This is a genomic window from Pseudomonas sp. JZ134 (assembly GCF_051027695.1).
Taxonomy (GTDB): Bacteria; Pseudomonadota; Gammaproteobacteria; order Pseudomonadales; family Pseudomonadaceae; genus Chryseomonas; species Chryseomonas luteola.
Window position 1 is genome coordinate 2,329,628 of the sequence record NZ_CP069250.1, and the last position, 25,514, is coordinate 2,355,141.

Sequence of the window (25,514 nt, forward strand, 5' to 3'; positions counted from 1 at the left end):
GCCAAAGGCTGTTAATCGGTTAACATGCCTGCCCGATTGGATAATCCGTAAAGCAAGTAGCCATCATGACTCAACCTTGGAGCCCTGACAGCTGGAGAGCACTGCCCATCCAGCAACAACCCGTCTACCCCGATGCCAAGCGTCTAAACGACGTCGAGCGCACCCTGGCCGGCTTTCCACCGCTTGTATTTGCAGGTGAAGCCCGTGAATTGCGTCGCCAGTTTGCCGAAGTTACCCATGGCCGGGCGTTTCTGCTTCAGGGCGGTGATTGCGCGGAGAGCTTTGCGGAATTCTCTGCCGGCAAGATCCGCGATACGTTCAAGGTGCTGCTACAGATGGCCGTGGTGATGACCTTTGCCGCCGGGTGCCCTGTGGTCAAGGTGGGTCGCATGGCCGGCCAGTTCGCCAAGCCTCGCTCTTCGGGTGAAGAAACCCAGGATGGCGTCACGCTGCCAGCCTATCGCGGCGACATCGTCAACGGCATCACCTTTGATGAAGCCAACCGCGTACCGGATCCTCAGCGTCTGCTGCAGGCCTATCACCAAGCGACGGCAACCCTGAACCTGCTGCGTGCCTTCGCCCAGGGGGGTTTTGCCGACTTGCATCAGGTACATAAATGGAACCTGGACTTCATTGCGAACTCGGCTTTGGCCGAGCGCTACCATCAACTGGCGGACCGCATTGACGAAACTCTCGCCTTCATGCGTGCCTGCGGACTGGAAAGCGCACCGCAGCTTAAGGAAACCAGCTTCTTTACCGCTCACGAAGCCCTGCTGCTCAATTATGAAGAGGCGTTTGTCCGTCGTGACAGCCTGACGGGTGACTGGTATGACTGCTCTGCGCACATGCTCTGGATTGGCGACCGTACCCGCCAGCCCGACGGCGCGCATGTGGAGTTCCTGCGGGGTGTCAATAACCCGATCGGCGTAAAGGTTGGACCGACGACATCAACGGAAGACCTGATACGCCTCATCGATACGCTGAACCCGGACAATGATCCCGGCCGTCTGAATCTGATTGTACGGATGGGCGCCAACAAGGTGGGTGATCACCTGCCCCGCCTGATTCAGGCTGTACAAAAAGAGGGCCGCCTGGTGCTCTGGAGTTCAGACCCGATGCATGGCAACACGATCAAGGCTTCCAGTGGCTACAAGACGCGTGACTTTGCCAGCGTTCTATCGGAAGTTCGCGAGTTCTTCCAAGTGCATCAAGCTGAAGGCAGTTATGCGGGCGGCATTCACATCGAGATGACCGGCCAGAACGTGACTGAGTGCATCGGGGGTGCGCGACCTATTACCGAGGCCGGCCTGTGCGACCGTTACCATACCCATTGTGACCCACGTCTGAATGCCGACCAGTCTCTGGAACTGGCCTTCATGATTGCGGAAACCCTCAAGCAGGTCCGCCGCTGACCTCAGCCAGTGGTGCCTTGAGCACCGCTGCACTGCCATGCAGACTGATCTCCGCCAGGCCAAGCCAGTTGGCCAACTGGCGGAGATTGGCTGCCAGCGAACGACCAGCCTCCTCGCTCAAGTGTCCCTCCTCACCATGCAGGGCATGCACCGCCAACCGGTCATGGGCGCGCTCAGCCCGTAGATCTACCCGTGCAACCAGGCGCTCATTGAAGAGAAAAGGCAAGACATAGTAGCCATACACTCGCTTATGAGCAGGCATATAGAGCTCCAGCCGATACTTGAAATTGAACAATCGCTCCGTACGGGCGCGCTCCCAAATGAGCGAATCAAAAGGTGATAACAGCGCGCTCACGTGTCGCGCGCGCAGGGATTGCTGCGGCTCGCCAAGGCTAAAGGCCGGCTTTTTCCAGCCCTCTACAGTCAGCATCAGCAGCTCGCCGGATTCTACCAATTCTGCGATACGCACCTTGGCATCAGCAGGATCGAGCCGGTAATAATCTCGTAGGTCCTTTTCGGTCGCCACCCCCATGGCTGCTGCGCTTCGGCGGATCAACTCGCGCTGGGCCTCCGCTTCACTCAATAGCGGCTTTTCTCGTATGGCCTTCGGAATCACCCTTTCAGGCAGATCGTATAGACGTTCAAAGCCACGCCGGCCTGCCACCGTTACTTCTCCAGCCGCAAATAACCATTCGAGTGCCTTTTTTTCGACGCTCCAGTCCCACCAGGGTCCCGCCTTGCCGACTCGGGTCGTCAGGCTTCCTGCGCCAAGCGCGCCCCGCTCCCGTACCGCCTGTAGCACCGCTTCAATCACGGCGCGCTGCTCACGCCCAACCCGTGCCAGCTCCCGATAGATGCCTTGCCCCTGAGCGGCCCGCTCCATGCGCCAGCGCATCAGCGGATAATCCTCCATCGGCATCAGGGAGGCTTCATGCCCCCAGCACTCGAACAGCTGGTGCGGTTTCTCTAATGACCATGCCATCTCATCCAGAAGCTTTCGGGGATAGAACCCGAGCCGGGAAAATAATGGGAGGTAATGTGACCGCACGAGCGCATTGACCGAGTCGATCTGCAGGATGCACAAGCGCTTCATTAACGCTTCGATATGCCGATGCCGTACCTCGCCCCTGGGCTTGAAGCCGTAAAATCCTTGGGCCGTCAGGGCGAGTCGGCGAGCCTCTTTCAACGACAGGGACAAAGGGACAGACATGATGAATTCCAAGGACCAGGTACGGACACCCTAGTCAACCCTCTGCCAGACATCAACGCGAAAACGGTCCCTCCCAGAACCATTTGGAACCCTCCCGCTCTGCATCCGCCCGGCTCAAGCCCAGATCCTTCAAGGCGTCATCACTTAACATCGCCAAGGTCTGGCGTTGCCTGGCCTGCTCACGCCAAGCCCTGATGACTCCATGTGTTTTCTGCCAGAACAAGAGAGCCGATATTTTGCGGCGCGCACTATCGGAAGCCTGGATAACCTCATGAGCGTTCATGCTGATACCTCCTCTTCATGTAGTGGCATCATTCTTGGCCCGCGTCTAAGATCAATCCAACGAATAGTTCTGATGCCTTACATTCAGGAGATTAATGCTTTGAGCTTTTTCCCCAGCATTGACAGTGAGCTCTTGCGCACCTTTATCGCCATTGTCGACAGCGGTGGCTTCACGCGTGCGGCCGAGGTCGTCAACCGAACCCAATCTGCCGTTAGCATGCAGATGAAACGTCTCGAGGAGGATATCGTTCAACGTCAGCTATTCGATCGAGAGGGACGCCAGGTTCGCCTCACGGCTGAGGGTCAGGTGCTGCTGGGATACGCTCGCCGTATCATGGCGTTGCACAGTGAGGTGCTGAATACGCTACGCGAGCCCCATATGGTAGGTACCGTTCGCATCGGGACTCCCGATGATTACGTTATGCGCTTTCTGCCCGGCATTTTGTCACGCTTTGCTCAGACCTATCCGCTTGTGCAAGTCGAAGTTCAGTGCGAGACATCAGCGCAGCTGTTGCAGCGGCATGACCTTGATCTGAGCATCGTGACCTGCGAGCCCGGCCACGAAATCGGTCAGTTCCTTAGAGAAGAACCCGTTCGCTGGATGCAGGCCATTGGCAGCTCCGCTCTTGAGCGAAGCCCGTTGCCTGTAGCGGTCTTCAATCATGGCTGTTTTTGCCGTCTATGGATGTGCAATGCCCTGGAGACAGCGGGCATCGATTACCGGGTTGCCTATAGCAGCCACAGCCTGTCGGCCATCCTGGCCATGACCGGCACCGGCCTTGCCGTAACCGCGCAATTGCACAGCCTGGCTACGCCAGAACTGGAAATCATCAACGAGGAAGAGGCCGGTCTGCCCCGCCTGCCCTCCGCCCGGATCATGCTGGTTCGTAATTCGAACACTGAGTCCCAGGTTACGGAGGCCTTCGCAAACTTCATTGTCGAAGGCTTCCGTCTTGGCTGATCATTTGAGCGCAAGCAATATGGCGCATACCAGAAGAAAACCACAAAACAGCCCACGCAGCAGACGCTCCGGCAAGGCGTGGGCCATTCTTACACCCCACCCGACGCTGAAGAAACCACCGATTGCCAGTGGTATGCCAATAAGCCAGTCGACCTCATGGTGAATCGCATAGGTTGCCAGCGTAATGCTGGTGGCCGGGAGCGCCATGGTTAGCGAGAGCCCCTGCGCTACGACCTGGGACAGGCCGAAGACACTCGTCAACATGGGGGTCGCAATCACCGCGCCGCCTACGCCGAAGAGACCTCCTACCAGACCGGCAAACACGCCCAGCACTGCCAACCAGGCGACTCCAGGTGGATTGGTCACCGTATGGCTCTTCATGCGCAGCTGCCAGAGATTGTAGGCCACAAGAAACAGCAGGAAGACTACAAAGCCTTTTCTCATCAGGTTTGCATCCAGCCCTACCGCCAGCATCGCCCCTGCAATGGCTGACAGGATACCCGCTCCCGAGAGAATACCTGCACGGCGCCAATCGATGCGATTGCGTTGGTTGTACTTGATGATTGACACCAGCACATTAGGAACGACCATGACCAACGCTGTGCCTTGTGCCAACTGCTGATCGAGCCCGAAGAGCAGCCCCAGCACAGGGATCGCAATCAGACCACCCCCAATTCCAAAAAGACCACCCACTACGCCCAGAACACTACCCAGCAGGATATCAAGCACAATCGCCGTTACATCCATACATCATCCTGTCCATCACTGTGCTTTGGGCCAACGAAACACGGCCCACAAAAAAGCCCGGCATCAGCCGGGCTCTTGTGACACTCGCCGATCAAACCTTGGCGCGTGACTTGTACTCGTTGGTACGAGTATCGATTTCGATATGGTCGCCGATATCGCAGAACTCGGAAACTTTCAGTTCGAAACCGGTGTTCAGACGAGCAGTCTTCATCACCTTGCCAGACGTATCACCACGAACAGCCGGCTCGGTGTAAGCGATCTGACGAACGATAGTGGTCGGCATCTCGATGGAGATTACACGATCATTGTAGAAAACAGCTTCGCAGACGTCAGTCATGCCGTCTTCGATGTAGTTAACCGCATCGCCCAGGTCGTCTTTTTCGATCTCGTACTGGTTGTATTCATTGTCCATGAACACGTACAGCGGATCGGCGAAGTAGGAGTAGGTTACTTCCTTGCGATCCAGAATGACTGGTTCCAGCTTGTCGTCAGCACGGAATACCGTTTCGGTACTGCTGCCGGAAAGCAGGCTCTTCAGCTTCATCTTGACCACTGCAGCGTTACGGCCGGACTTGTTGTACTCAGCCTTCTGGATGACCCAGGGAGCGTTGTCGATCATGGCCACTTGGCCGGCACGGAACTCTTGTGCGGTTTTCATGCGGTTATCCGTTTGGAAGAAGATAGAAAATCAAGCGCCGTATAATAGCCGCTCTGTATGGAATTGTACTAGCGTTGACGCCAAGTCATTGAGTTCACTCTGTCGGGCACACCAGTTTTCCGCATGAGCGGTCATTTCGGCTTCATGTTTTGACCATTCACGCCACGCCTGCCCAAGAGATCCTTCTCCGTTCCATGCGTGCCATAGCGTACGCGTAGCTACCTGCGCAGCCGGGCTTGCTCCGACGAGATACCGGTCCAGGAACGCATCCAGCTTGAGCATATGGGCACGCTCTTCCTGCGGATAGATATGCCAGATGAAGGGTCGACCAGCCCACTGCGCTCGAATGAATGACTCCTCGCCCCGTGCAGCATTGAAGTCGCAGCACCATAAGAGCAGGTCATAGTCATCCTGCTGGCGGAACGGAACAATGCAGAGCCGCAATGCGCCTCGGTGATATTTCTCGCCTGCCTTTAACGCTTCAGCCTCCAGCCAATGGGCCACGTTGCTTAATACACGGCCTTCAGGAATGAGCAGCAAGGTGGGCTCAGCGCCCTGGGCCAGTTCATCCAACCACTCCGATAGTGCTGGAATCTCATAGCTGAACAATGAAAGGATGCGCTCGCCAGGCGTCTGGGTAACGCCCAGGGCAGCCAGAAACCGTGCTCGTGCGTCAGTAGACGCCTGAAAGTGCAAACGCTTGTCGAGCAGATCCTGTTCTCTGAGCAGCCCTCCCGTTCCCTCAGTGAAGCCGGGAAAGAAAAAGTATTTCTGCATCCCCTGCTGCGGCGATGGAAGGCGATGGCAGCTCTCCACCCAGGCTTCGGCGCTCAGGTATTCAAGGTTGATCCAGAGGGGATGGGAGGCACGTCGAGCCATTGCGTCGATATAGGGAGCCGGCAATGGACAGCCAAACGCTTCGACAACGACATCTGCCGGAATGACATCATCGAGCCAGACGGCTGTCCAATGATGTACTTCGACGCCCAGATGACGCTGGACAGGATCATCACTGGTGCCTGCGGCTGGATGAATACGTGCAAAGGACGACCAGTCATCCACCCACAAGCGTACCTGCTGACCATGCTCGGCTACCAGCTGACGCGCAAGGCGCCATGTCACACCAATGTCGCCATAATTATCGACGACACTGCAAAAGATATCCCACGAAGCGTTCATTCACCCTCACTGCTCAGCGGATGACGCACTCAGCGTCACAACCGGACGGCATTTAGCCAGACACAGCGCTCAGGTCAACTAGAAATAAGGGAAACAGACAGATGCCATCAAAACGCCATTCGTCCTGAGAAAAAATCGTTCGGTCAGAAGACGCCAGATAGGCCTTAAGCAGTGGGAATAGCCGCCGATAATTTGCACTGGTTCACAAAATGAATCGAGTGGATTAAGGAAATCAAATTCAAGGCATGGCTGCGACCGGACAGACTGTACTCAAGACACGGATCGCAGGCGGTAGTGGGGCAACTCTATTATGGCGGCCCTTGATGACGCTTTTATTTCCAAGTGCCTTATCCATTGCACCTTACGCCGCTGGGTGCACTAGAAATAAACGCGGCAAAGCCCAGATGCTTTGCAAACAGGAGCAATACCAGAATGGCTACCCTGCCCGTTACTGAGATCGTTGCCACAGGCAACAGTGGTCGTGAAGACGTTTCCACGCTAATTCGTCATTACGATTTGCAAAATTTCCGCTACGCTGAGATTCAGACTGTACAGAATCTGAATAAAGCGTTGGCCGAATGGCCTCTTCTCCTGGAGACGCTTCAGGTCGTACTACCGACTCAAGAGCAAGCCAAACTGAAGAATGCCTCATAAAATATGCACGTTATAGCCGTCCAGGGAATACGGGGCGGCTGTGGAACCACCTCAGTAGCCGCAGGCCTGGCGGCCAGTCTAGCCACCTTACAGAAGCATGTTCTGCTGATTGATCTTTGCCCCAGCAATCTACTGGGACTGCACTTTGGCTTATCCGTTACAGAGGATGCCGGATGGGCACAGGCTCTCGCCGAAGGCTACCCCTGGCAAAGCACCGCTTTCCTTTATAAGGAGCACATCTGGCTGCTGCCCTTTGGTCGTCCGACCTCGCTTTCCCATCTACATGAGCTGGCTGCAGACTGGTTGCCCACATCCCTGCGCGCACTTGCGATGCCGGACGATACCTATGTGATTTTCGACGTGCCACAGCACTCGAGCTTTCGCGAGGCACTAGGTCAGATTACGGACCTGCAATGGATTCAAATCGTGCAGGCCGATCCCGCCTGCCATGCCCTGATCAATCAGCAGTCGCTGGTGGGGCAGCTGAATACACCCAACCGCTTCTGGCTGGTGAACCGTTACCAACCCGCTTACAAGCTCTCTCGGGATCTCATACAACTCTGGCGCCTGGTCCTGGGCAGGACACTGATTTCAACCATCATCCACGAGGATGAAGCTGTACGCGAGGCCCTGGCCCTGAAGCGGCCGCTAGCAGATAGCGCTCCGGCCTCTCTGGCCAGCCACAACTTCCTCTCGCTGGCTACATGGAGCGTGGCGCAGGCAGGCGCCACATGATCCTGGCACCGGCTGCCAAATCCTGGCTTTCGCTGTACTACCACAAGAGCCGCGAGCGCCATCGCGCGCCGGTTGCCTTACTGATGACGGCATTGTGGCTACTGGGCTGGACATTCCTGCGATTCGAGCGCCCCACCTGGCAATGGGTCGCTATCAACTGGCGTGCGCTGTACCCTCAGTTATCCACGCGGCGCCTGGGCAATCCTCTCAGAACTGTCATGCAAAGTATCTGGCTTATTCTGGTCAGGCCCGTCAATGGCAAAGGTCCCGATTACCTGGCTGCTCTCTCCAAGGGTTTCCAACGTTTTCCTGCCCTGCTTGAACATCGGCGTCGCCTCTATCGTTCAGCCGCACGTCTGCCGGAACGTTTGCCACTCGCTACGCTGAAAGAAGAGACCTGGTCGTCTCTTTCGGTTAGAACGAAATGTATCTTAGGTGGTGCCTTTGCGCTTATTGCCACGCCGCTTTTGCTGCTTTGCGTAACGCAGCCATTCGAGATCGGCCAGCAGATCGTTTTTATCGCCATGCTATGGGCGCTGGCAATGGTCATTCGCAAGATGCCGGGGCGCTTCCCGACGTTAGCGCTTATTATCCTTTCGCTGCTTGTATCGTGTCGGTATTTCTGGTGGCGCTATACGCAGACGCTGAACTGGGAAAATCCGCTGGATGTCATCTGCGGCCTGCTCCTGTTGCTGGCAGAAACTTATTCCTGGTTGGTACTGATCCTTGGGTACTTCCAGACAATCTGGCCGCTGGATCGCAAGCCCTATCCGCTCCCCCTCAACATTGCCGAATGGCCTTCGGTCGATATCTATATTCCCACCTATAACGAAGACCTGTCTGTCGTTCGGTCGACGGTACTGGCCTCCCTGGGTATCGACTGGCCAAAAGACAAGCTGAACATCTACATTCTTGATGACGGTAAACGGGAGTCATTTCGCCAGTTTGCTGCGGAAGTTGGGGTGCACTATCTGATTCGCTCGGATAATCGCCACGCCAAGGCAGGCAATCTGAATGCGGCCATGAAAGTCACCAAAGGTGATTTCCTGGTGATCTTTGACTGCGACCATATTCCGACCAGCTCTTTTCTACAGATGACCATGGGCTGGTTCCTGAAAAGCCCAAAGTTGGGCGTTATGCAGACGCCTCACCATTTTCTGTCGCCAGACCCCTTCGAGCGCAACCTGGGTAACTTCCGGCGTACGCCGAACGAAAACACCCTGTTTTACGGTCTGGTCCAGAACGGAAACGACATGTGGGACGCCACGTTCTTCTGCGGCTCCTGCGCCATTTTGCGGCGCACCGCCGTGGAAAGCATTGGTGGTTTCGCCGTGGAAACCGTAACCGAGGATGCCCACACGTCCCTGCGTCTGCACCGCAACGGCTGGACGTCCGCTTATATTCGTATTCCCCAGGCGGCAGGACTCGCTACTGAAAGCCTGTCAGCCCATATCGGCCAGCGAATTCGTTGGGCTCGGGGTATGGTGCAGATATTCCGACTGGACAACCCGCTGATGGGCAAAGGCCTCTCGCTTCCCCAGCGACTCTGCTACTGCAACGCAATGCTGCATTTTCTCGCTGGCGTGCCTAGGCTCATCTACCTGCTTTCACCATTGGCCTTCCTGATCCTGCATGCGTATATCCTGTATGCCCCGGCGCTGCTGATTCTGCTGTTCGTTCTGCCTCACATCGCCCATGCCAGCATTACCAATTCGCGCATCCAGGGTCGGTACCGTTATTCCTTCTGGAGCGAGATCTACGAGACGGTGCTGTCCTGGTACATCGCCCGGCCTACCACAGTGGCGCTGATCAATCCGCACAAGGGTAAATTCAACGTAACGGCTAAAGGGGGACTGGTTGAGGAAAACGTCTTTGACTGGACGATCTCGAAGTCCTTTCTGTTCCTGGCTGGATTGAATGTGGTAGGCCTGCTGTTTGGTGTCTATCGTTACGTTACCGGCCCAGCCGTCGAACAAGGCACTGTCATCATCAGCATGCTCTGGACCGTCTATAACCTGATTATCCTCGGAGGCGCCATTGCAGTTGCCGCAGAAGTTCGTCAGGTTCGTCGCACCCATCGCGTCGACTTGAGACTACCTGCCGCCATACGCCTGACGGGCGGCCACGTTTATGCATGTACGCTGACGGACTACTCCGACGGCGGTGTGGGACTGGAGCTGCCGCCAGAGCTGGACCTCAAGTCGGACGAGCAGATCTTTTTGCAACTAAAGCGCGGCCTTGAGGAGTACAGCTTTGCCACTCGCGTTCGGAACCAGCGAGGCCGGGTAGCAGGGCTAGAGCTTGATCCGATGGATGTTCAGACACGCATCAATTTTGTGCAGTGTACGTTTGCACGTGCCGACACTTGGGCCCAATGGCAGGAAAGTTTCGTGCAAGACAGTCCGCTACGCAGCATCCTGGCCATTATCCGGGTCGGATTATCAGGTTATAAACGCATGCTGCAGCACTCCCCCAGGCTTTCCCGTCCTCTTATCAAGGGCTCGGTGTGGCTGGTGGAGAAACTCGTGTCGTTCATACCTGTAACCCCTGTCCTACCGCCAAAACGAACACAACAGCAAGGATAAGCATGAAAGGCGTAATCCGCTTTCTCATCGCAGCGGCTCTGCTGGCCTGCGCCCCCTGGACTACCGCGGCGCCTACGGTTGCGCCTGCTCCCAACACGACACCCGTTGCCCCACCGGTACAGGAGCGGCAGCTGGGCTTCAATCAGATCTCATCAGCGGGAAACCTGACGACCCGTAATGTCTTGAGAAATCTCTACGCATCGTTCGGGTTACGTAGCGATGAGGTCGTCACAGGCGCTCGACTCCATCTGGTGTATACCCCCTCGCCGGCGCTGATTCCGGTGCAGTCGCACCTGAAGGTCTATCTGAACAATGAATTGATGGGGGTATTGCCTATCAATCAGGCGGATCTGGGCAAGGAAATCACGCGGGATCTACCGCTCGATGCCCAGTTTATTTCTGATTACAACAACGTGCGCTTTGAGTTGGTTGGCCACTATGCCCCCATTTGCGAAGACCCGCTGCACTCCAGCCTATGGGTTGACTTCAGCGCGAAAAGCCAGCTGATCCTGAGCACTCAGGCACTAAAGATCCAGAATGACTTATCCAAATTACCAGAGCCCTTTTTCGATCAACGCGACCCAACGCCCCTGAGCGTTCCATTCATCTTTGCAGATCGGCCTAACAGTGCCGAGCAGACTGCTGGGGCAGTAATGGCGTCCTGGTTTGGAACGCTGAGCGGCTGGCGAGGCGCCAGCTTCCCGACTTCCTTTGGACACCTGCCCATCCAAGGCAATGCCGTTGTGTTTGCAACGAATGCACAGTTGCCTGCGTTGATTGAAGGCCATGCGGAGGTGACAGCACCGACCATTGAGATTGTCGAGAATCCGCAAAATCCTTATGGAAAGCTGTTATTGATCCTTGGACGCGACGACAACGACCTGCTGACCGCAGCGAAAGCCGTCGCCTTGGGCGCTGTTACGCTACGCGGACAATCCACTACCGTGGACTTCCTGCAAACTCTAGCACCCCGCCAACCCTACGATGCCCCAAATTGGGTTTCACTGGATCGCCCTACTCGATTGGGCGAGCTAATGGATTATCCCAATCAGCTGGAAGTCACCGGCATGGTGCCGCGACCGATTACGCTGGCGTTCAATATTCCGCCGGACCTGTTCGTGTGGCGTAATCGCGGTATCCCGCTGGATCTTAAATACCGCTACACGCCCCCGCTCCGTGACGATACGGCCCTGTTGACGGTCAACGCCAACAACCAGTTCATCAAGGCCTTTACGCTGGGCAAGAATGCCAACCAGAGCATGGGCGGTGTTAATCTGCCGATTCTTAACGAAAATCTGCTAGGGACCAGTACCGGCTTTCAAGTGCCGTCACTCAAGCTAGGGGCTCGCAATGAGCTGCGTTTTGATTTTTCTTTCGGCGCCTTCCCGGCCAATGGCGACAATACCAGCTGCACCACGACGCTTCCGCTCAATGTTCAGGCCGCAATCGATCCGGACTCGACCATTGATTTTTCTTCGCTCTATCACTACAAGGCCATGCCCGATCTACGCGCCTTTGTCAGTGCCGGATATCCCTTTACTCGCCTTGCCGATCTATCCCAGACGCAGGTAATGATGCCCTCGCAGCCAACGCCGGAACAGACAGGCCTTTTGTTTACGTTGATGGGACGCATGGGGGCCATTACAGGCTATCCCGCGACACAGGTCTTCATTGGTGATGACTGGTCAACCATAAAGAAAGGCGAACGCGACGTTCTGATAATAGGTGAAATTCCCGAGCAGGCTCGGACCGAGTTGGACAAGAATATGACAGCGTTCGTGGATGAGACCCGAACGTCGCTCATGCTGCCCAACCGCAAGACATCCCGCCTTGAGTCACCGCTACAGGACACTGGATCTGCCATGGCAGATACACAGCTGCAGACGTTGTCGTCGGGGCCGATCTCGGCGCTGGTCGGGTTTGAATCCCCATACGCCAGCTCGCGCAGCGTAGTCGCTCTGATGGGTTATGGCGAAAACAGCTATCAGCAGCTGCAAGAGGCCTTGAGCCAGAATACCGGGCTTGAGGATGTCACTGGGTCCGTCAGTCTTTTCCGCGGAGACCGGATCGACAGTCATATCGTAGGGGAGCCTTACTATGTAGGCAGCCTGCCCTGGTGGCTGCTTCTCTGGTATCACCTGTCCGCACATCCGCTGCTACTGGCATTCATTGCAATCGTGACCACACTGATATTGGCTGCTCTGCTCTGGAATGTCCTCCGCTGGCTGGCGCGCCGGCGCCTGCAGGAACAGGAGTAACCTTTATGAAAAAAGTGCTTGCCTCCCTCTGCCTGATCAGTCTCGCCAGCCCCGTCTCGGCTGCCTGCCAGTGGCCGGCTTGGGAAAGTTTCAAGCGCGGGTTCATCGAAAATGGCAGGGTGATTGATCGCAGCGACGAGCGCGCAATTACGACATCGGAGGGGCAATCCTACGCGCTCTTTTTCGCCCTGGTGGCAGGTGACCGAACCACGTTTCAGCGTTTAGTCAACTGGACGCAGGGCAACCTGAGCCAGGGAGACTTTTCCAAACACCTGCCCGCCTGGCTCTGGGGGCGAGCGGAAAACGGCAACTTTCAAATACTGGATGACAACGCCGCCTCTGATGCCGACCTCTGGATTGCCTACAGCCTTCAAGAAGCCTCACGCCTCTGGCGGATTCACAATTACCAGACGTTATCCAATCGGCTTCTGCAGCAGATCGAAAAGCAGGAAGTCGCGCGGGTTGAGGGGCTTGGTCCGGTGCTTCTGCCCGCCCCGGTCGGTTTTACCGACGATGACAGCTGGACGCTAAACCCCAGCTACACGCCGCTCTTTTTGCTCAGCAGCTTCGCATACAAGCATCCGGAAGGCCCCTGGCAAGGCATGATTGCCCCTACGCTGCGACTGCTGAACGAAACCGCGCTCAAAGGCTTTGCACCTGACTGGATTGATTGGCGCTCAGGTGCCTGGCATGGCTCCGAGCGGAGCAACTGGCAAGGCAGTTATAATGCCATTCGCGTCTACCTGTGGGCGGGTATGCAGGCACCTGGGTCAGCCGGTCGAGACAGCCTGCTTTCGCGCTTCCAGCCCATGCAGACTTATGTCTCGCAACGGGGCTACCCGCCCGAAGAGGTCAATGCCGAGACAGGGACCACTCAAAACCGAGGGCCTTTAGGCTTCTCGGCGGCTGTACTTCCGCTTCTGGCAAGCCTGGGTGACAAGGCGGCTCTCGACGCTCAGCTAACCCGTCTGAAGCAGAAGCCGCTCGAGGCAGATGCCTATTATGGCAATGTCCTGTCGCTGTTTGGACGAGGCTGGCAAGAAGGTCGCTTCCGCTTCAACGTTCATGGTGAATTGCAGTTGCCGGATACCGCTGCATGCCCACGCTGATTGTTCTGCTGTCTCTTCTATTGGTTAGCCTGTCGGCCCAGGCCGAGGGGCCCGTTACGCCGGAGGATCGGCTAATGGCACAGGTCAGGGCTGGCGAGGCGCGTAACAAAGATGACCTGATCGAAGACAGCCTTTACCGCCTCTTCAAAGTGGCACCTGATCATCCGGAAGGCTTGGCTGCCCTTGCCCGCCTAAGACTAAGACAGAACAAGCCGCAGGAAGCACAGGCCGCACTGGAACATCTGGAGAAGGTTGCTCCAGGTTCGCAGGCGTTGAGTCTGGTACGGCTTGATATCGAACTCGACCAGCCACAAAAAAAAGCGCAGCTTCTTCAAGCCAGGCTGCTCGCGCGGGCGGGGCGCTATGACGAAGCCCTGAAGCTATACGATGAGCTATTCAAGCCAGGCCTGCCGTCGCCGGAATACGAGCTGGAATACTGGCAAGCGGTTGCCAATACGCCGCAGGGTCATACCAGAGCCCTACAGGGAATTCAGTCGCTGGTAAACCGCTATCCACAAAGTGGCAACTATCGGCTGGCGCTGGCCAGACAGCGCCTCGATCTGAATCGTTATGATCCAGAAGCCTACAAAGATCTGGAAAAGCTCAGCCAAGACCCCTACGCCCGCCAAGGCGCCTCTGCTGTATGGCTGGACCAGCTTCAGCGAATGCCAGTTGAAGATAGGGCTGTCACGCTCTGGAAGCGTTACCTTGAGTCCTACCCGGATGCAGCTCCTATTGCCCGAGAGGGATTAGCCGCGCAGCAGCAACTGCTGGCAAACCCGACTTTCAGAGCCAAGCAAAGGGCGCAGCAGCTTCTGGAGCAAAACTCACAGGACTATGCTGCTATCGAGCGCGCCTTGCAGCAGGCCCTCAAGGGCTTCCCCAATGATTCTGACGCTTTAGGCAGCTTGGGAAGACTACGGCAACGGGAAGGCAGGCATCAGGAAGCGTTAGCCTTTTACCAGCGGGCCCTGGCCAACGAGCAGAACATCGACCAGCGAGCCCAATGGCAGAGCCTGATTGCAACAGCCCAGTTCTGGGCAACCCTCAATGACGGGGATGCTGCATTGCGTGCAGGCAATTACACTGCAGCGACAAAGGCCTACCAGAACGCTGCCAGACTGCAACCTCGCGCCGTAGAGCCCTTGACGGGCCTTGCCGATGTCTATGCAGCGCAGGGTGATACGAACAGAGCCGAGCAGACCTACAAGCGGGCGCTGGCCTATGACCGTCGAAACGGTTCAGCACTACGGGGCCTCATCAACCTTTACCTTCAGCAAAACCAGATCGACACGGCCAAATCTCTTATCGCCTCCCTTCCCCAGGATCAGCGTCAACGTTATACACCTGAGTTGAACCGGATTCAGGCGAACATCTTGTCGCGCGAGGCCGATGCCCATGCCGCCAAAGGTCAACGGGCAACCGCTGAGCACAAGCTGACAGAAGCCCTTGAGCTGCAGCCGCAGGATCCCTGGCTGGCCTATAACCTTGCCAGAGCGCGCGCAGCACTGGGTAATCCAAAGGCAGAAGACGCCTTTGCAAATCAGCTGCGTCAGCGCTCCACTGATCCGGTCCTGCGGTATGCCCATGCGCTCTTTCTCGACAGTCAGGACCAGGCGCAACGGGCACTTGATAGCCTGCGACAAGTCCCGGCCAACCAGTGGAGTGAGGATATGCACAGCCTTGCCTATCGACTGGATTATGGCCTGACCCTGGCTCAAGCGCGCGATTTAAACAATCAGGGCCGCACCCAGGATGCGACCGCCCTGCTTGAAAAGACACGTACGCGCTTTCCCAAGGAAGCGGGTATTCCTCTCCTGCTGGGCGAGTGGTCGGTATTAGGTGGACATCCTGACGAGGCCAAACGTTATTACCGTGCAGCTCAGGTACTTGAGCCTGACAATATAGAAGCCGGACTCAGCCTGGCAGAGCTTGCCCATCAGCAGAGCCTTGATATCCAGGCACGGCGCCAACTGGCCGAGCTGTCCTCCAAAGCAGCCACTGCAGGACAACAACGTCGGATGGCCAATTTGTGGTCGGAATTGGGAGAGCCGGAGAAAGCCGCTGCCTACATGAATGCCGCGCTGGAGGTCGAGACCCGTGATCCGCTCCTATGGCGCGACGCGGCGCGGCTCGCCAGGCGCAATCAACAGCCGGACCTGGCGCTTGATCGCTATCGCCAGGCCATGCGCACAAGCAACATGGGCGATCCGGGCGAAAACGATGCGCAGTTCACCTGGCAAACCCGAGTACAACCTGATGACGACTGGCTCAAACGCAGCATTCGCAGCGATACCGCTGAGCTTTATCAACAGCAGACCGCTACTGCGACACTGCAGTATGACGCATGGGACAGTTCAGGCACACCGGGTATATCGGACCTCAAGGCCGATGATCTACGCTTTGAAGCTGATCATCCCCTCAGGGATGGCAAAGGCTTTTTCCGGGCGGAAACCATTACGATGGATAATGGCAGCCTGGGAAACATTCTTGAGCAGAACAACTTTGGAAGTGTCGCCCTCTGCCAGACCCGTGAGGAATGCAGTCGCGGGCATATCAACCAACGAGCTCAAGGTACCAGCCTGGCTGTTGGCTGGCGTGGGCAAGACACCCAATGGGACGCAGGTACTACGCCGCTGGGGTTTCCAGTACAGGATATCGTAGGGGGCGTACGCCTGAGCGGTGATCTTGAGCCCCTTGGCTGGACAATGGATATTTCCCGCCGCGCCCTGTCCACGTCCTTATTGGCCTATGCAGGTACTGAAGACCCTCGCACAGGCAAAACCTGGGGTGGCGTCCGCACCAATGGGGTATCGCTTGGTTTGAGCTACGACCAGGGCGGCTTCTATGGCATCTGGTCGAGCCTGCAGGCTCATCGTCTGACTGGTAAAAACGTGGAAAGCAATGATCGCCTGCGCCTGATGAGCGGAATCTACTTTCGCCTGATCGACGAGCCCAATCGACGCCTGCGGGTTGGCAGTAACGTCATGTACTGGCACTTCAAGGAAAACCTGAGCGGTTATACGTTCGGCCAGGGAGGCTATTATAGCCCACAGCAATACCTGTCCTACTCTGTCCCGATCAACTTTGCGCAACGCTGGGATGCTTGGTCGTTTTACGCCGAAGCATCAGCCAGCTACTCGTGGGTGAAAGAGGATGATGCGGATTACTTCCCGACAAAGTCCGCCTGGCAGCGCGAAGCAGGAAATCCTGTACTGACGGGAGGCCGCAGCAAAGGCCTTGGCTATCGAGCCAGCTTTTCGCTGGAGCGTCGTCTTTCGCCCAACTGGTTCATCGGTACGTCTGCCGGAATCGAGCGCTCCGTGGGGAGTGACTACAAACCCAACCAGGCACTCGTGTACCTGCGCTACAGTTTTGCTCCCTGGGAAGGCGATCTCAGGATGCCGCCCGAGCCACTTCAGGAATATGCACAGTTTAATTAAACCCAGGCCAGCCTGAAAGAGATTTTCAGGAACCCTGGGCATCTGGGTCAGTCCCTTCCCTGTAACCAACAGCCCGCCTGCTCTCGTTGAACAGGCACAGCGCTGACCCTGGATGATCCACAGGAGTGAGACATGACCCAATCCCAAAACGAAAATCGCCGCATCGTAATGGCCTCGCGCCCGCAAGGCGCACCGACGCAAAAGAACTTTCGTCTGGAGCGCGAGCCTCGCCCTGAGCCAAAAGACGGTGAAGTATTGCTGCGCACGGTCTACCTGTCTCTCGACCCCTACATGAGGGGCCGGATGAGCGATGCGAAATCTTATGCCGATCCGATGCAAGTGGGCGATGTGATGGTGGGAGGCACGGTTTGCCGCGTGGAAAGCTCCCGACATCCGGATTACAAGGAAGGCGAATGGGTATTAGCTGCTAATGGCTGGCAGGATTATGCCGTCTCCAATGGCGATGGTCTCAACAAGCTCGGCGATAACCCGGAGCATCCCTCCTGGTCATTGGGCGTTCTTGGAATGCCTGGTTTTACTGCTTACATGGGGCTGCTTGATATTGGACAGCCCAAGGAGGGTGAAACCGTTGTGGTTGCCGCGGCCACCGGTCCCGTTGGCTCGACGGTGGGACAGATTGCCAAGCTCAAGGGCTGCCGCGTTGTAGGCATCGCGGGCGGAGCTGAAAAATGCCAGCATGCTGTAGAAGCCCTGGGCTTTGATGAATGCATCGACCACCGGAGTGAGCATTTTGCCGAGGCACTGGCCAAGGCCTGCCCTAAGGGTATCGACGTGTATTTTGAAAACGTAGGCGGCAAGGTATTCGATGCGGTTCTGCCTCTCCTGAACACCAAGGCACGCGTACCGGTGTGCGGTCTGATCGCCACTTACAACAAGGATCCAAAGGATCTGCCGGACGGCAAGGATCGCCTCCCGATGCTGGAGGCTACGTTCCTGCACAAGCGCATTCGCATGCAAGGGTTCATCATCACCATGGACTATGGCGACCGTTACGGTGAGTTCCTGGAAAACATGACGCCCTGGATAAGCGAAGGCAAGATCAAGTACCGCGAGCAGATCGTGGACGGTCTGGAAAACGCTCCTGACGCGTTTACGGGCCTCCTGGAAGGCAAGAACTTTGGTAAGCTGGTCGTCCGGGTCGGCAACGACTGAAGCTAGCGCCAGAAAGGCCAGCCGTACATTACGACTGGCCTTTCTCGCTTACTTCCCCCGCTCCGGATACTTGATCCAGCTTTTACCATCCAGCCTCAAATAATGCGTGTTGTTGAAACGCATCATCACACTGCCTTCGTTTTCCGCCACCACATGATCCAGCTGCGGCAGGCTAGTAATAACGGCATTCAGGTCGAAATTCGGATTTTTCCAGGCAGCGCCATCCACCAAGTGATTGATCAATTCCGACAACGCAAAGTAGCTGGCAGGCGTACGGATATGAACAGGCGCCCCACTCAACGTCGCCTTGGCATTGATGAGTTTGACGCCGGCCGGAATGTGCGTCACGGTAGGGCTTGGAATTTCTCGCATTCCCTTGATCTGCATGAGATCGCCTCGCAATGCGGCGCCATGCTCGGACACGATCACCAGCAGAACCGGCTTTCCAGAAGCCTGGAGGCGATCAATAAATCCGCTCAGGTCATCTAGTACGTTTTGCAGACGCGGCTTGTATTCTGCCGTGACCGTCTTGCCGGACGTTGGATCAATGATCCGATTCCCGTCGTGCAGCGAGATTGTGTTATAGAACATCGCCTCGCGCGCTGACGCATTGTCTAGTCGCTGTTGCCACCATTTGGAGAGCACTTGTCCATCACGGTAAATGGGCGAGCCATCAAAGCCCGTCATGACGGGCCGCAAGTCCCCAAACGGGAAAAGAGTCGCCTGCATATCACCGTTGTCTTTGACCTGCCCGATCAGATTATCGAAGCGACCGGTATGGTTCATGACCATGGCCTCGTCAAAACCCAACTGCTTGAGATTTTCGAAGAGAAAGCACTGCTTGCTGGCAGGCTGATACAACCCGGCATTAGGCAACTGGCCGCAGCTCGCTCGAAGCAGCCTCAATACAGCTGGTCCGCTGTAAGTAGCGGCCGAATTGAAGTCATCAAACAGCACGTCCATCTTGTTCCAGAGCGGATGCTGGCTGAGTCCGACATCCTCCATGTCGTCCCAGGCCAACGAGCAGATATTCAGGATCAGCACGTCAAAGGGGGCCGCGTCGCTACCTAGAGCTGGAGGGAACTGGCTGACCAGAGTGCTCTGATGGGTATAAAAATCACTGAGTGTTGCATTGAGATTAGCATCGGTTGGCTCTACCGTTCCGCCCGCCACCTGCCTGGGCACAGGCGACGCCTGTCCTCCAGGCTGTACAGTCGTGGTTGGGACGTCTACAAGTGTTGGTCCCGCGGCAGGGTTTGATGAACGCCAGAAGGTTGTCTGGCCAGCCATCAGAATCGTTACCAAGGCTACAACCGTTACCGCCGTGAAACGTATCCACTGACTGAAGAACAGGTACCCCACCAACAGAACGAGACCTGCGGCCAGCCAGGAAGTATTAATGAACCGCCCTACCAGCTCAAGGATATAGTCAAAACTGAACGCCGATATCTCAGCAGACTGGGCAAAGAGCCGGCTGACAGGGGGTAGCCAGGTGTCATATAGATAAAGCGACACGCCAATGGGAATCGCCACGACATGCCTCAGACGGTGCAGCCATACCGGCGGCAGCGGCACCAACAGAAAAGCCGCAAAGGCCAAATTCTCCAACGCATGAAAATTTAGCAGGCCTTGCCAGACCAGCACGAATTTGGTGAGGAAGTAATAATTCCAGAAGCCCAACCCTCGCCAGTATTGAAGCGCGGTGGGCGGCGGCAGCAGTGGTCTATCGGTCATAAACACATCTTCAATCAAGGCGTCCTGCCCGCTCAAGGCGATAGCGAGGCGTAGTCGAATGGATGACGGAGCATAAACGTCCGTCAGGTTTACTGATTACCGCCCTTTTGTCTCGCCATCACGAATCTTGCCCCCTTTAAGCTCTATCGAGGGTTTCAGGTAACGAGGCCTTTGTGTCTTGTGAAATATCCAATCCAGTATGGCCTTCCAAGCCGAGCGCAGCAAAAAACCCGCCAGAAAAGCCAGAATGCCGGTCAGAATGATGGCGTAGTGAAACAGCTCATCGCTCATGGGTTGCAGTCCTCTTTACCATAAGCGAAACACGCCTCAATACAGGCTGTGGCTCACCCGATTCGGGAGAGACATCTTTGATGTCAGCCGGCTCGGCAATACCTTTGAGCCGGAAGGCAAGGTCATCCGTATAGTCATGCTGGGCCGGTAGCGCATTCATTCGACTCAGCTCCAGCCCCAACCGCTCGGCGCTGTCATAAATCTCGACACTCGATGCCAGCGTATCGACAGAAACACGAAAAATATTTCGCAAGGCCGGTTCGATATCGTTAAGGCGACACGCAAACAGATACAGGTACAAGCTTTGCTCGACCACGGTCACGAAATCGCCACGACGCTTCATGTCGCACTGTGCCAATAGATCCAGTGCGGTCAGACCATGGGCGGGCTTGAGCTTTAATACCATGCCGGGCAGCTCATCCTGTACGATGCGCTCCAGCTCGGCCTGTACACTGCCAATAAAAGTCTCTGCAGCCACATAGCCACGCATGAATTGGGGACGTAATGCCTGCAGGAGCTTATCGAAGTCCGTATCGCCCGTTCGCCGATAAATCTGTCCTTGTACACTTTGCAACTGACTAAAGAAACGGGATACATCGTTCAGGTACGGCACAACGAGGTTGGTACCCGCTGAAAAGAACAGCCGTTCATCCACGTGGCGAAGACACTGACTGATTTCACGAATCACAATCTTGAGCCGATTGCCTCGGGCAGCGCGTAAGCCATGGATCTGTCTTGCGAGTTCCTCTACCTTGCCCGCAGTTGCAATGCCCAGCACTACCGTAGCGGCATGGGCGCCATGGGCTGCATTAAGCAGATCTTTCAGTGAGTCAAACAGCTGCCAATGCCGGGAGGGTGCCTGTCGGCCTGCCAAGCATTCTCGCCAGGCCAGAACCACCTCGTCATCACGGTTACTGGTAGACACCTCCACATCAGCGGCATTGGCCAGTCGCAGGCCGGACTCACTCAGCTCAAGTGAGAAGTCAGCATGAAAAACGCCACCCTCCCCGCTACGCCAGTGATCAATATGGTAATGCACATGAAAGGCATGACGCTCCATTTCACCCAGGCCGGATAACTCATCACTTAGTGGCGCCAGACGTGTCCGCTGCTGGACACCATCTCCTACCCCAATCATGAGCCATGTAGCCTTGTGCTTACGGACCCATCCGGCCAGATGAGCCAGCCGCTTTTTCAGCGCAGCCTCGGTCAGACTGTCCAATTGGCGAACATCGTACTGCACCACGATCAGCCGGCCGGCCAACCTGCCATACCATTCAAGCTCTTCGGTCAACCGCTCCAGCCAGCGCTCATGGTTCTGTTCAGCTAGCGTATAAAACCGGACGTTAGTTTTATGAGCCAGCAGAACGTCGATCCAGCTGTCCTTGGGCCGGTCAGGCAATACGCAAATTGACGATACGTCCGAAGCCTGCTCATGGAGGGTTGACAGCAGCAACGTATCGGCCACCAGAGCCTGGTTAACCAACAACCAGTACAGGCCAGGCTGGCGCATATGGCCATATTGTTGAGGTAGGGAATGAATAGCGATGTGCAAACTGTTCGCCTTTGCCTGAAGATAAACATAGCATTGCAGACAACCCAGCGAACATCCAGTTGGCCACACGCCACAATCCCGGTTTTTGACAGTACCTAGGGGAGAAAGTCAGCCTAGCCCTTCAATAGCCAGCAACTTGGCAAACAACAGTCGAGCGATTAAGCAGCGACCTTATAACCGCACCTACCACCATCCTTCCCGTACAGCCTTCAGGCCATCAGAAGTTTTGGCCATAAAAGGCAAGTCGCGGCGGACATGTCACCACGACACGCTGCGGCTTGAGTCAACAGCGTCGGTGAAACAACCTCTTTCTTGATCTAAATCAAGACGTAAGACAGGAAAAGAAGATCTGACAAACGGTCAAGCCGTGCGGGAATGTTTGGGAAATTCCGTATCTAATACTCATCACGGAAAACGCTGCTCTTTGATCATGAAGTCACTTCTTCACCTGTCGGATCTCTCGCTTGGACGCTACCAGGTCAATACAGTGGTCGATTGCGATGGTAGCCTGACCATTACTGCAGCTCCCGTAACGGGGAATTCTCCGCTCACCTGGAAGCTGACCTCAGCGCAAGTCCAGAACCCTTTGCTGATGGACACTGTGCTAACGGACATAGAGCGCGAACTTCGCAAACCAACGTCTTTCAGCGAACCCTGCCTGCCAGATCTGACACTCGCAACTTACGCCCCAGGTGCTCGGTATCTAAAACGCTGACATCCTGCCCGTATATTCGGCAGAAATTTCACCCAGAATGCACAAAACCCCTGGAGCTTTCGCTCTCAGGGGTTTTGTTAATCTGGCGGTGAGGGTGGGATTCGAACCCACGATACGATTTCTCGTATACACACTTTCCAGGCGTGCTCCTTCAACCGCTCGGACACCTCACCAGAGTTTTTCTCAACGTCTGCGTCGTTGAGGTGCGCTACTATATCCATGTAGTTTTGAAATGGCAAATTTTTTTTAATGTATTCATGCATTTAAATCAGAAAGCCCAGTTCATGCGTGACCAGGCAGTCAACCAAACGGCTTTACGTGACTCGAAACAGTCGTTACGTTCACCGCAATATTAATAACGACAACGGCTCACTCATGAACGCACTTGTTTCTTATCGCTATGAATCCCCTGTGGCAACGCTTACGCTGAACAACGGCAAGGTCAATGCGCTCTCGCCAGCTGTTATCGATGCGCTGAACGAGGCCCTCGATCAGGCCGAAAAGGACAAAGCCATTGTGGTCATTACAGGCCAACCGGGAATCCTCTCCGGGGGCTTCGATCTGAAGGTCATGATGAGCGGCCCGCAGCAGGCGATCGACCTAGTCACAATGGGGTCTCGTCTGTCACGTCGTCTGTTGTCCCACCCCTTCCCCGTGATAGTTGCATGCGGTGGTCATGCTGTTGCCAAAGGTGCCTTCCTGTTACTGTCGGCGGACTACCGGATTGGCGTCAAAGGCGCCTTTACCATAGGGCTGAATGAAGTCGCCATTGGTATGACAATGCATCAGGCGGGTATTGAAATCGCACGCGACCGGTTGCCCCGTCCCGCCTTTCAACGAGCCGTGATTGGTGCTGAAATGTTTTCACCTGAAGCGGCTGCCGAAGCAGGCTTTCTGGATGAAGTCGTACCGCCAGAAGCGTTGGAAGACGCTGTTCACCGCGCCGCTATGCGCCTGAGCAAGCTCAACATGTCAGCCCATGGGAATACGAAGGTAAAGGCCAGAGCGCCATTACTGTCCGCACTGGATGAGGCTATCGCCCTGGACGCCCAACACTTCGGCCGCGCCTGACAATCATCAGACAAACGGCACGCTGTCACGAAGCCTCTGTGAAACGCGTCTATAACAGTGAAAAGACGCTGTACAGCGCTCCTTTTAATCGCTAAACACCATTAAGTAAGAGATTTAGAAAAGCTTTAGATCTAAACAGGCTGTAACTTGCGACCTAGTCTCGACTCAATGTGATATGGCCCTTGCGAGGGCCATACAAATGCCGACAGAGCAATCGAGCTTCTCCCTATAAGAAGAAAGGGCTTGAGTCATGTTAAGAGAACCGACACCCAAGTGGCGGCAAGCGAGTCTTGTGCTGATCATCACCACCATCGTACTTGTACTTCCCAACCTGACTCGCCTGTTGGGAGGCTGATTATCCTGTGGCAGGCAGCCACCATGCCAGCATCAGCGGCAAGAACCCAAACGCCAGTATGGTTGAACACAATACGAGACTGGCTACTTCCTGGGGAGACCGGTTAGCGCGTAGGGCATAGAGATAGTTGAAAACCGCTACGGGCATGGATGACTGGGTGACGAGGACAGCATGGGCCAGAGGTGGCAGATGTAGCGCCCAACCCACCAGCCAGCCCACAAGAGCACCCAGACATAGCCGGATTCCACCGAATAGGAAGCCGGACCCCAGGTGTTGTGGCCGTATGCTGGCCAGTGACACGCCCAGCGTAATAAGCATGAGCGGAATGGCAAGGCCGGACATGAGGTCGACGGTATTGGCAATCCAGCGCGGCAGTTGGGCATCAAGCATCATGAGTGATAATGCAATCGCTACGCTGATCATGATGGGATTTCCCAGCAGCATCTTGAGCGAGCGCTCGCCGGACATCCAGAAGATCCCTAAACTGAAATTACCGATCGACAAGACCAGATAAAATGCCACGGCCAGCGTCATGCCTTGCTCGCCAAACGCATACAGGCACACCGGCAAGCCCATGTTGCCTACATTGGGAAACATGAATGCCGGGGCTAATACCTTCCAGTCTCGCTTGAAGACACGGGCAAGCCCATAGGCTGCCAACCCCATGATCGCGCAGATAACCACGCAGGCCAGGGCCATTTGCCCAAAGCTGTGCTTGTCGATATGTGCATGCCCCAGTGTCGCCAAGACCAGACAGGGAGAGGCTACGTTGAAGACCAGGCGGGAGATGAAGTCAGTGGGATATTCATAGCCCCAGCGCTTCCAGAAATAGCCGATACCTGCGCCAATGAGCACAGGCGCCATGACCGCGAATAACTCTGACAGCATGCCTTTCTCCCCTGAATCAAGGGTTCATTATGCCCTCTTGAGCAAGAACGGGGAGTAGTAAATCGGTAGTGCAAGACGTGAGATCAAACGGAGCATATGGCAGAAACTAAAATGAGGCATGACACGAACGGCCATGCCTCGACGTCAGGATCAGGTCCTCCTGATTTCCTGGGTTACGCCCCAGCCATCCAACGTTCCGCCAAGAGGACTGACGACGGCCTCAAGATCAGACTCGAAATCGTCAATTGTCGTATAGGTAGCAAACATGACCTTACTGACCTGTAAGTGCCACCCACCCTCTTCGTGCGGGATTATCTGAGCGTTCAACGACTCTCCCTTGAATTGACATGCAGCCTCTCGGGCCTGTTTTTCATCAGGAAAAATAGCGAAGAAATCGATGGGATGTATGCGTGAGAAGTCGAAACCACCCTCCTTCATCTGCCGGAGCACAGTAAGGCTTACATCATCGGAGATGTTTAAAGGCATAGGGCACCTCCTG

General features: G+C 55.8%; 20 protein-coding genes and 1 tRNA gene. 10 read left to right on the forward strand and 11 right to left on the reverse strand.

What is annotated here, in order from left to right; genetic code table 11:
• Window positions 1–65: 65 nt before the first annotated feature.
• A complete protein-coding gene (locus JQR86_RS10865; protein WP_125887972.1) occupies window positions 66–1,412 on the forward strand; it encodes a class II 3-deoxy-7-phosphoheptulonate synthase in 1,347 nt (448 codons plus the stop codon).
• Here JQR86_RS10865 and JQR86_RS10870 read toward each other — a convergent pair.
• Both JQR86_RS10870 and JQR86_RS10875 read right to left on the reverse strand, forming a co-directional pair.
• Window positions 1,393–2,622 (reverse strand): winged helix-turn-helix domain-containing protein, encoded by a 1,230-nt coding sequence (locus JQR86_RS10870; protein WP_434153564.1) that lies wholly within the window; start codon window positions 2,620–2,622, stop codon window positions 1,393–1,395. The genes JQR86_RS10865 and JQR86_RS10870 overlap by 20 nt on opposite strands.
• Window positions 2,623–2,674: 52 nt before the next feature.
• Window positions 2,675–2,905 (reverse strand): DUF1127 domain-containing protein, encoded by a 231-nt coding sequence (locus JQR86_RS10875; protein ID WP_150347573.1) that lies wholly within the window; start codon window positions 2,903–2,905, stop codon window positions 2,675–2,677.
• A 99-nt stretch (window positions 2,906–3,004) separates the two neighbouring features.
• Here JQR86_RS10875 and JQR86_RS10880 point away from each other — a divergent pair, with 99 nt between their 5' ends.
• Window positions 3,005–3,865 carry a LysR substrate-binding domain-containing protein gene (locus JQR86_RS10880; RefSeq protein ID WP_434154891.1) on the forward strand — a complete coding sequence of 287 codons (861 nt, stop codon included), beginning with the start codon at window positions 3,005–3,007 and terminating at the stop codon, window positions 3,863–3,865.
• Here JQR86_RS10880 and JQR86_RS10885 read toward each other — a convergent pair whose 3' ends face one another.
• The 3 genes from JQR86_RS10885 to earP all read right to left on the reverse strand — a co-directional run bounded on the left by JQR86_RS10885 (window position 3,866) and on the right by earP (window position 6,449).
• A complete protein-coding gene (locus JQR86_RS10885) occupies window positions 3,866–4,612 on the reverse strand; it encodes a sulfite exporter TauE/SafE family protein (protein WP_150347574.1) in 747 nt (248 codons plus the stop codon).
• Window positions 4,613–4,703: 91 nt separating this feature from the next.
• Window positions 4,704–5,270, reverse strand: a complete 567-nt coding sequence (efp, locus tag JQR86_RS10890; protein WP_010798023.1) for an elongation factor P — start codon at window positions 5,268–5,270, stop codon at window positions 4,704–4,706.
• 30 nt (window positions 5,271–5,300) lie between these two features.
• Window positions 5,301–6,449 (reverse strand): elongation factor P maturation arginine rhamnosyltransferase EarP, encoded by a 1,149-nt coding sequence (gene earP / locus JQR86_RS10895; protein WP_434153565.1) that lies wholly within the window; start codon window positions 6,447–6,449, stop codon window positions 5,301–5,303.
• Window positions 6,450–6,881: 432 nt separating this feature from the next.
• Between earP and bcsR the strand changes: the two genes are divergently transcribed.
• The 7 genes from bcsR (at window position 6,882) to JQR86_RS10930 (ending at window position 18,406) form a co-directional block, all read left to right on the forward strand.
• Window positions 6,882–7,103 carry a BcsR/BcsP family cellulose biosynthesis protein gene (gene bcsR, locus JQR86_RS10900; protein ID WP_010798021.1) on the forward strand — a complete coding sequence of 74 codons (222 nt, stop codon included), beginning with the start codon at window positions 6,882–6,884 and terminating at the stop codon, window positions 7,101–7,103.
• Window positions 7,104–7,106: 3 nt separating this feature from the next.
• Window positions 7,107–7,838: a cellulose biosynthesis protein BcsQ gene (gene bcsQ / locus JQR86_RS10905; protein ID WP_122042768.1), complete on the forward strand. Its 732-nt coding sequence runs from the start codon at window positions 7,107–7,109 to the stop codon at window positions 7,836–7,838.
• A complete protein-coding gene (bcsA, locus tag JQR86_RS10910; RefSeq protein ID WP_289927499.1) occupies window positions 7,835–10,423 on the forward strand; it encodes a UDP-forming cellulose synthase catalytic subunit in 2,589 nt (862 codons plus the stop codon). The genes bcsQ and bcsA overlap by 4 nt, the downstream gene beginning before the upstream one ends.
• A 2-nt stretch (window positions 10,424–10,425) precedes the next feature.
• Entirely contained in the window at window positions 10,426–12,681 is a 2,256-nt protein-coding gene (gene bcsB / locus JQR86_RS10915; protein ID WP_434153566.1) for a cellulose biosynthesis cyclic di-GMP-binding regulatory protein BcsB, read from the forward strand.
• A gap of 5 nt (window positions 12,682–12,686) precedes the next feature.
• Window positions 12,687–13,790, forward strand: a complete 1,104-nt coding sequence (gene bcsZ / locus JQR86_RS10920) for a cellulose synthase complex periplasmic endoglucanase BcsZ (RefSeq protein ID WP_434153567.1) — start codon at window positions 12,687–12,689, stop codon at window positions 13,788–13,790.
• A complete protein-coding gene (gene bcsC, locus JQR86_RS10925) occupies window positions 13,778–17,233 on the forward strand; it encodes a cellulose synthase complex outer membrane protein BcsC (protein ID WP_434153568.1) in 3,456 nt (1,151 codons plus the stop codon). Before bcsZ ends, bcsC begins: the two co-directional genes overlap by 13 nt.
• A gap of 132 nt (window positions 17,234–17,365) precedes the next feature.
• Window positions 17,366–18,406, forward strand: coding sequence for an NADP-dependent oxidoreductase (locus tag JQR86_RS10930; RefSeq protein WP_434153569.1), 1,041 nt, complete (start codon window positions 17,366–17,368; stop codon window positions 18,404–18,406).
• Window positions 18,407–18,454: 48 nt separating this feature from the next.
• On the opposite strand, the gene bcsG is transcribed toward JQR86_RS10930, so the two are convergent.
• The 4 genes from bcsG to JQR86_RS10950 form a co-directional block, all read right to left on the reverse strand.
• Window positions 18,455–20,140: a cellulose biosynthesis protein BcsG gene (gene bcsG / locus JQR86_RS10935; protein WP_125887964.1), complete on the reverse strand. Its 1,686-nt coding sequence runs from the start codon at window positions 20,138–20,140 to the stop codon at window positions 18,455–18,457.
• 96 nt (window positions 20,141–20,236) lie between these two features.
• A complete protein-coding gene (locus JQR86_RS10940; RefSeq protein WP_150347581.1) occupies window positions 20,237–20,431 on the reverse strand; it encodes a hypothetical protein in 195 nt (64 codons plus the stop codon).
• Window positions 20,421–21,986: a cellulose biosynthesis protein BcsE gene (gene bcsE, locus JQR86_RS10945; RefSeq protein ID WP_125887962.1), complete on the reverse strand. Its 1,566-nt coding sequence runs from the start codon at window positions 21,984–21,986 to the stop codon at window positions 20,421–20,423. The genes JQR86_RS10940 and bcsE overlap by 11 nt, the downstream gene beginning before the upstream one ends.
• Before the next feature lie 798 nt (window positions 21,987–22,784).
• Window positions 22,785–22,874: transfer RNA gene (locus JQR86_RS10950), tRNA-Ser, on the reverse strand.
• Between the two features lie 202 nt (window positions 22,875–23,076).
• On the opposite strand from JQR86_RS10950, the gene JQR86_RS10955 reads away from it, so the two are divergent.
• Window positions 23,077–23,772, forward strand: coding sequence for a crotonase/enoyl-CoA hydratase family protein (locus tag JQR86_RS10955; protein WP_434153570.1), 696 nt, complete (start codon window positions 23,077–23,079; stop codon window positions 23,770–23,772).
• A gap of 355 nt (window positions 23,773–24,127) precedes the next feature.
• On the opposite strand, the gene JQR86_RS10960 is transcribed toward JQR86_RS10955, so the two are convergent.
• Complete coding sequence (locus JQR86_RS10960) at window positions 24,128–25,015, reverse strand: AEC family transporter (protein ID WP_125887960.1); 888 nt, start codon at window positions 25,013–25,015, stop codon at window positions 24,128–24,130.
• A gap of 150 nt (window positions 25,016–25,165) precedes the next feature.
• Complete coding sequence (locus JQR86_RS10965; RefSeq protein WP_010798007.1) at window positions 25,166–25,501, reverse strand: ribonuclease E inhibitor RraB; 336 nt, start codon at window positions 25,499–25,501, stop codon at window positions 25,166–25,168.
• Window positions 25,502–25,514 lie beyond the last annotated feature (13 nt).

What these genes read in the sequence shown, in the direction of transcription:
- bcsC (WP_434153568.1), top strand. Translation starts at nt 13,778, where the DNA reads ATGCCCACGCTGATTGTTCTGCTGTCTCTTCTATTGGTTAGCCTGTCG.
- JQR86_RS10960 (WP_125887960.1), bottom strand. Translation starts at nt 25,015, where the DNA reads ATGCTGTCAGAGTTATTCGCGGTCATGGCGCCTGTGCTCATTGGCGCA.
- JQR86_RS10940 (WP_150347581.1), bottom strand. Translation starts at nt 20,431, where the DNA reads ATGAGCGATGAGCTGTTTCACTACGCCATCATTCTGACCGGCATTCTG.
- JQR86_RS10885 (WP_150347574.1), bottom strand. Translation starts at nt 4,612, where the DNA reads ATGGATGTAACGGCGATTGTGCTTGATATCCTGCTGGGTAGTGTTCTG.
- bcsQ (WP_122042768.1), top strand. Translation starts at nt 7,107, where the DNA reads ATGCACGTTATAGCCGTCCAGGGAATACGGGGCGGCTGTGGAACCACC.
- efp (WP_010798023.1), bottom strand. Translation starts at nt 5,270, where the DNA reads ATGAAAACCGCACAAGAGTTCCGTGCCGGCCAAGTGGCCATGATCGAC.
- JQR86_RS10930 (WP_434153569.1), top strand. Translation starts at nt 17,366, where the DNA reads ATGACCCAATCCCAAAACGAAAATCGCCGCATCGTAATGGCCTCGCGC.
- JQR86_RS10865 (WP_125887972.1), top strand. Translation starts at nt 66, where the DNA reads ATGACTCAACCTTGGAGCCCTGACAGCTGGAGAGCACTGCCCATCCAG.
- bcsR (WP_010798021.1), top strand. Translation starts at nt 6,882, where the DNA reads ATGGCTACCCTGCCCGTTACTGAGATCGTTGCCACAGGCAACAGTGGT.
- bcsG (WP_125887964.1), bottom strand. Translation starts at nt 20,140, where the DNA reads ATGACCGATAGACCACTGCTGCCGCCGCCCACCGCGCTTCAATACTGG.
- JQR86_RS10870 (WP_434153564.1), bottom strand. Translation starts at nt 2,622, where the DNA reads ATGTCTGTCCCTTTGTCCCTGTCGTTGAAAGAGGCTCGCCGACTCGCC.
- JQR86_RS10955 (WP_434153570.1), top strand. Translation starts at nt 23,077, where the DNA reads ATGAACGCACTTGTTTCTTATCGCTATGAATCCCCTGTGGCAACGCTT.
- JQR86_RS10965 (WP_010798007.1), bottom strand. Translation starts at nt 25,501, where the DNA reads ATGCCTTTAAACATCTCCGATGATGTAAGCCTTACTGTGCTCCGGCAG.
- bcsB (WP_434153566.1), top strand. Translation starts at nt 10,426, where the DNA reads ATGAAAGGCGTAATCCGCTTTCTCATCGCAGCGGCTCTGCTGGCCTGC.
- earP (WP_434153565.1), bottom strand. Translation starts at nt 6,449, where the DNA reads ATGAACGCTTCGTGGGATATCTTTTGCAGTGTCGTCGATAATTATGGC.
- JQR86_RS10875 (WP_150347573.1), bottom strand. Translation starts at nt 2,905, where the DNA reads ATGAACGCTCATGAGGTTATCCAGGCTTCCGATAGTGCGCGCCGCAAA.
- bcsA (WP_289927499.1), top strand. Translation starts at nt 7,835, where the DNA reads ATGATCCTGGCACCGGCTGCCAAATCCTGGCTTTCGCTGTACTACCAC.
- bcsZ (WP_434153567.1), top strand. Translation starts at nt 12,687, where the DNA reads ATGAAAAAAGTGCTTGCCTCCCTCTGCCTGATCAGTCTCGCCAGCCCC.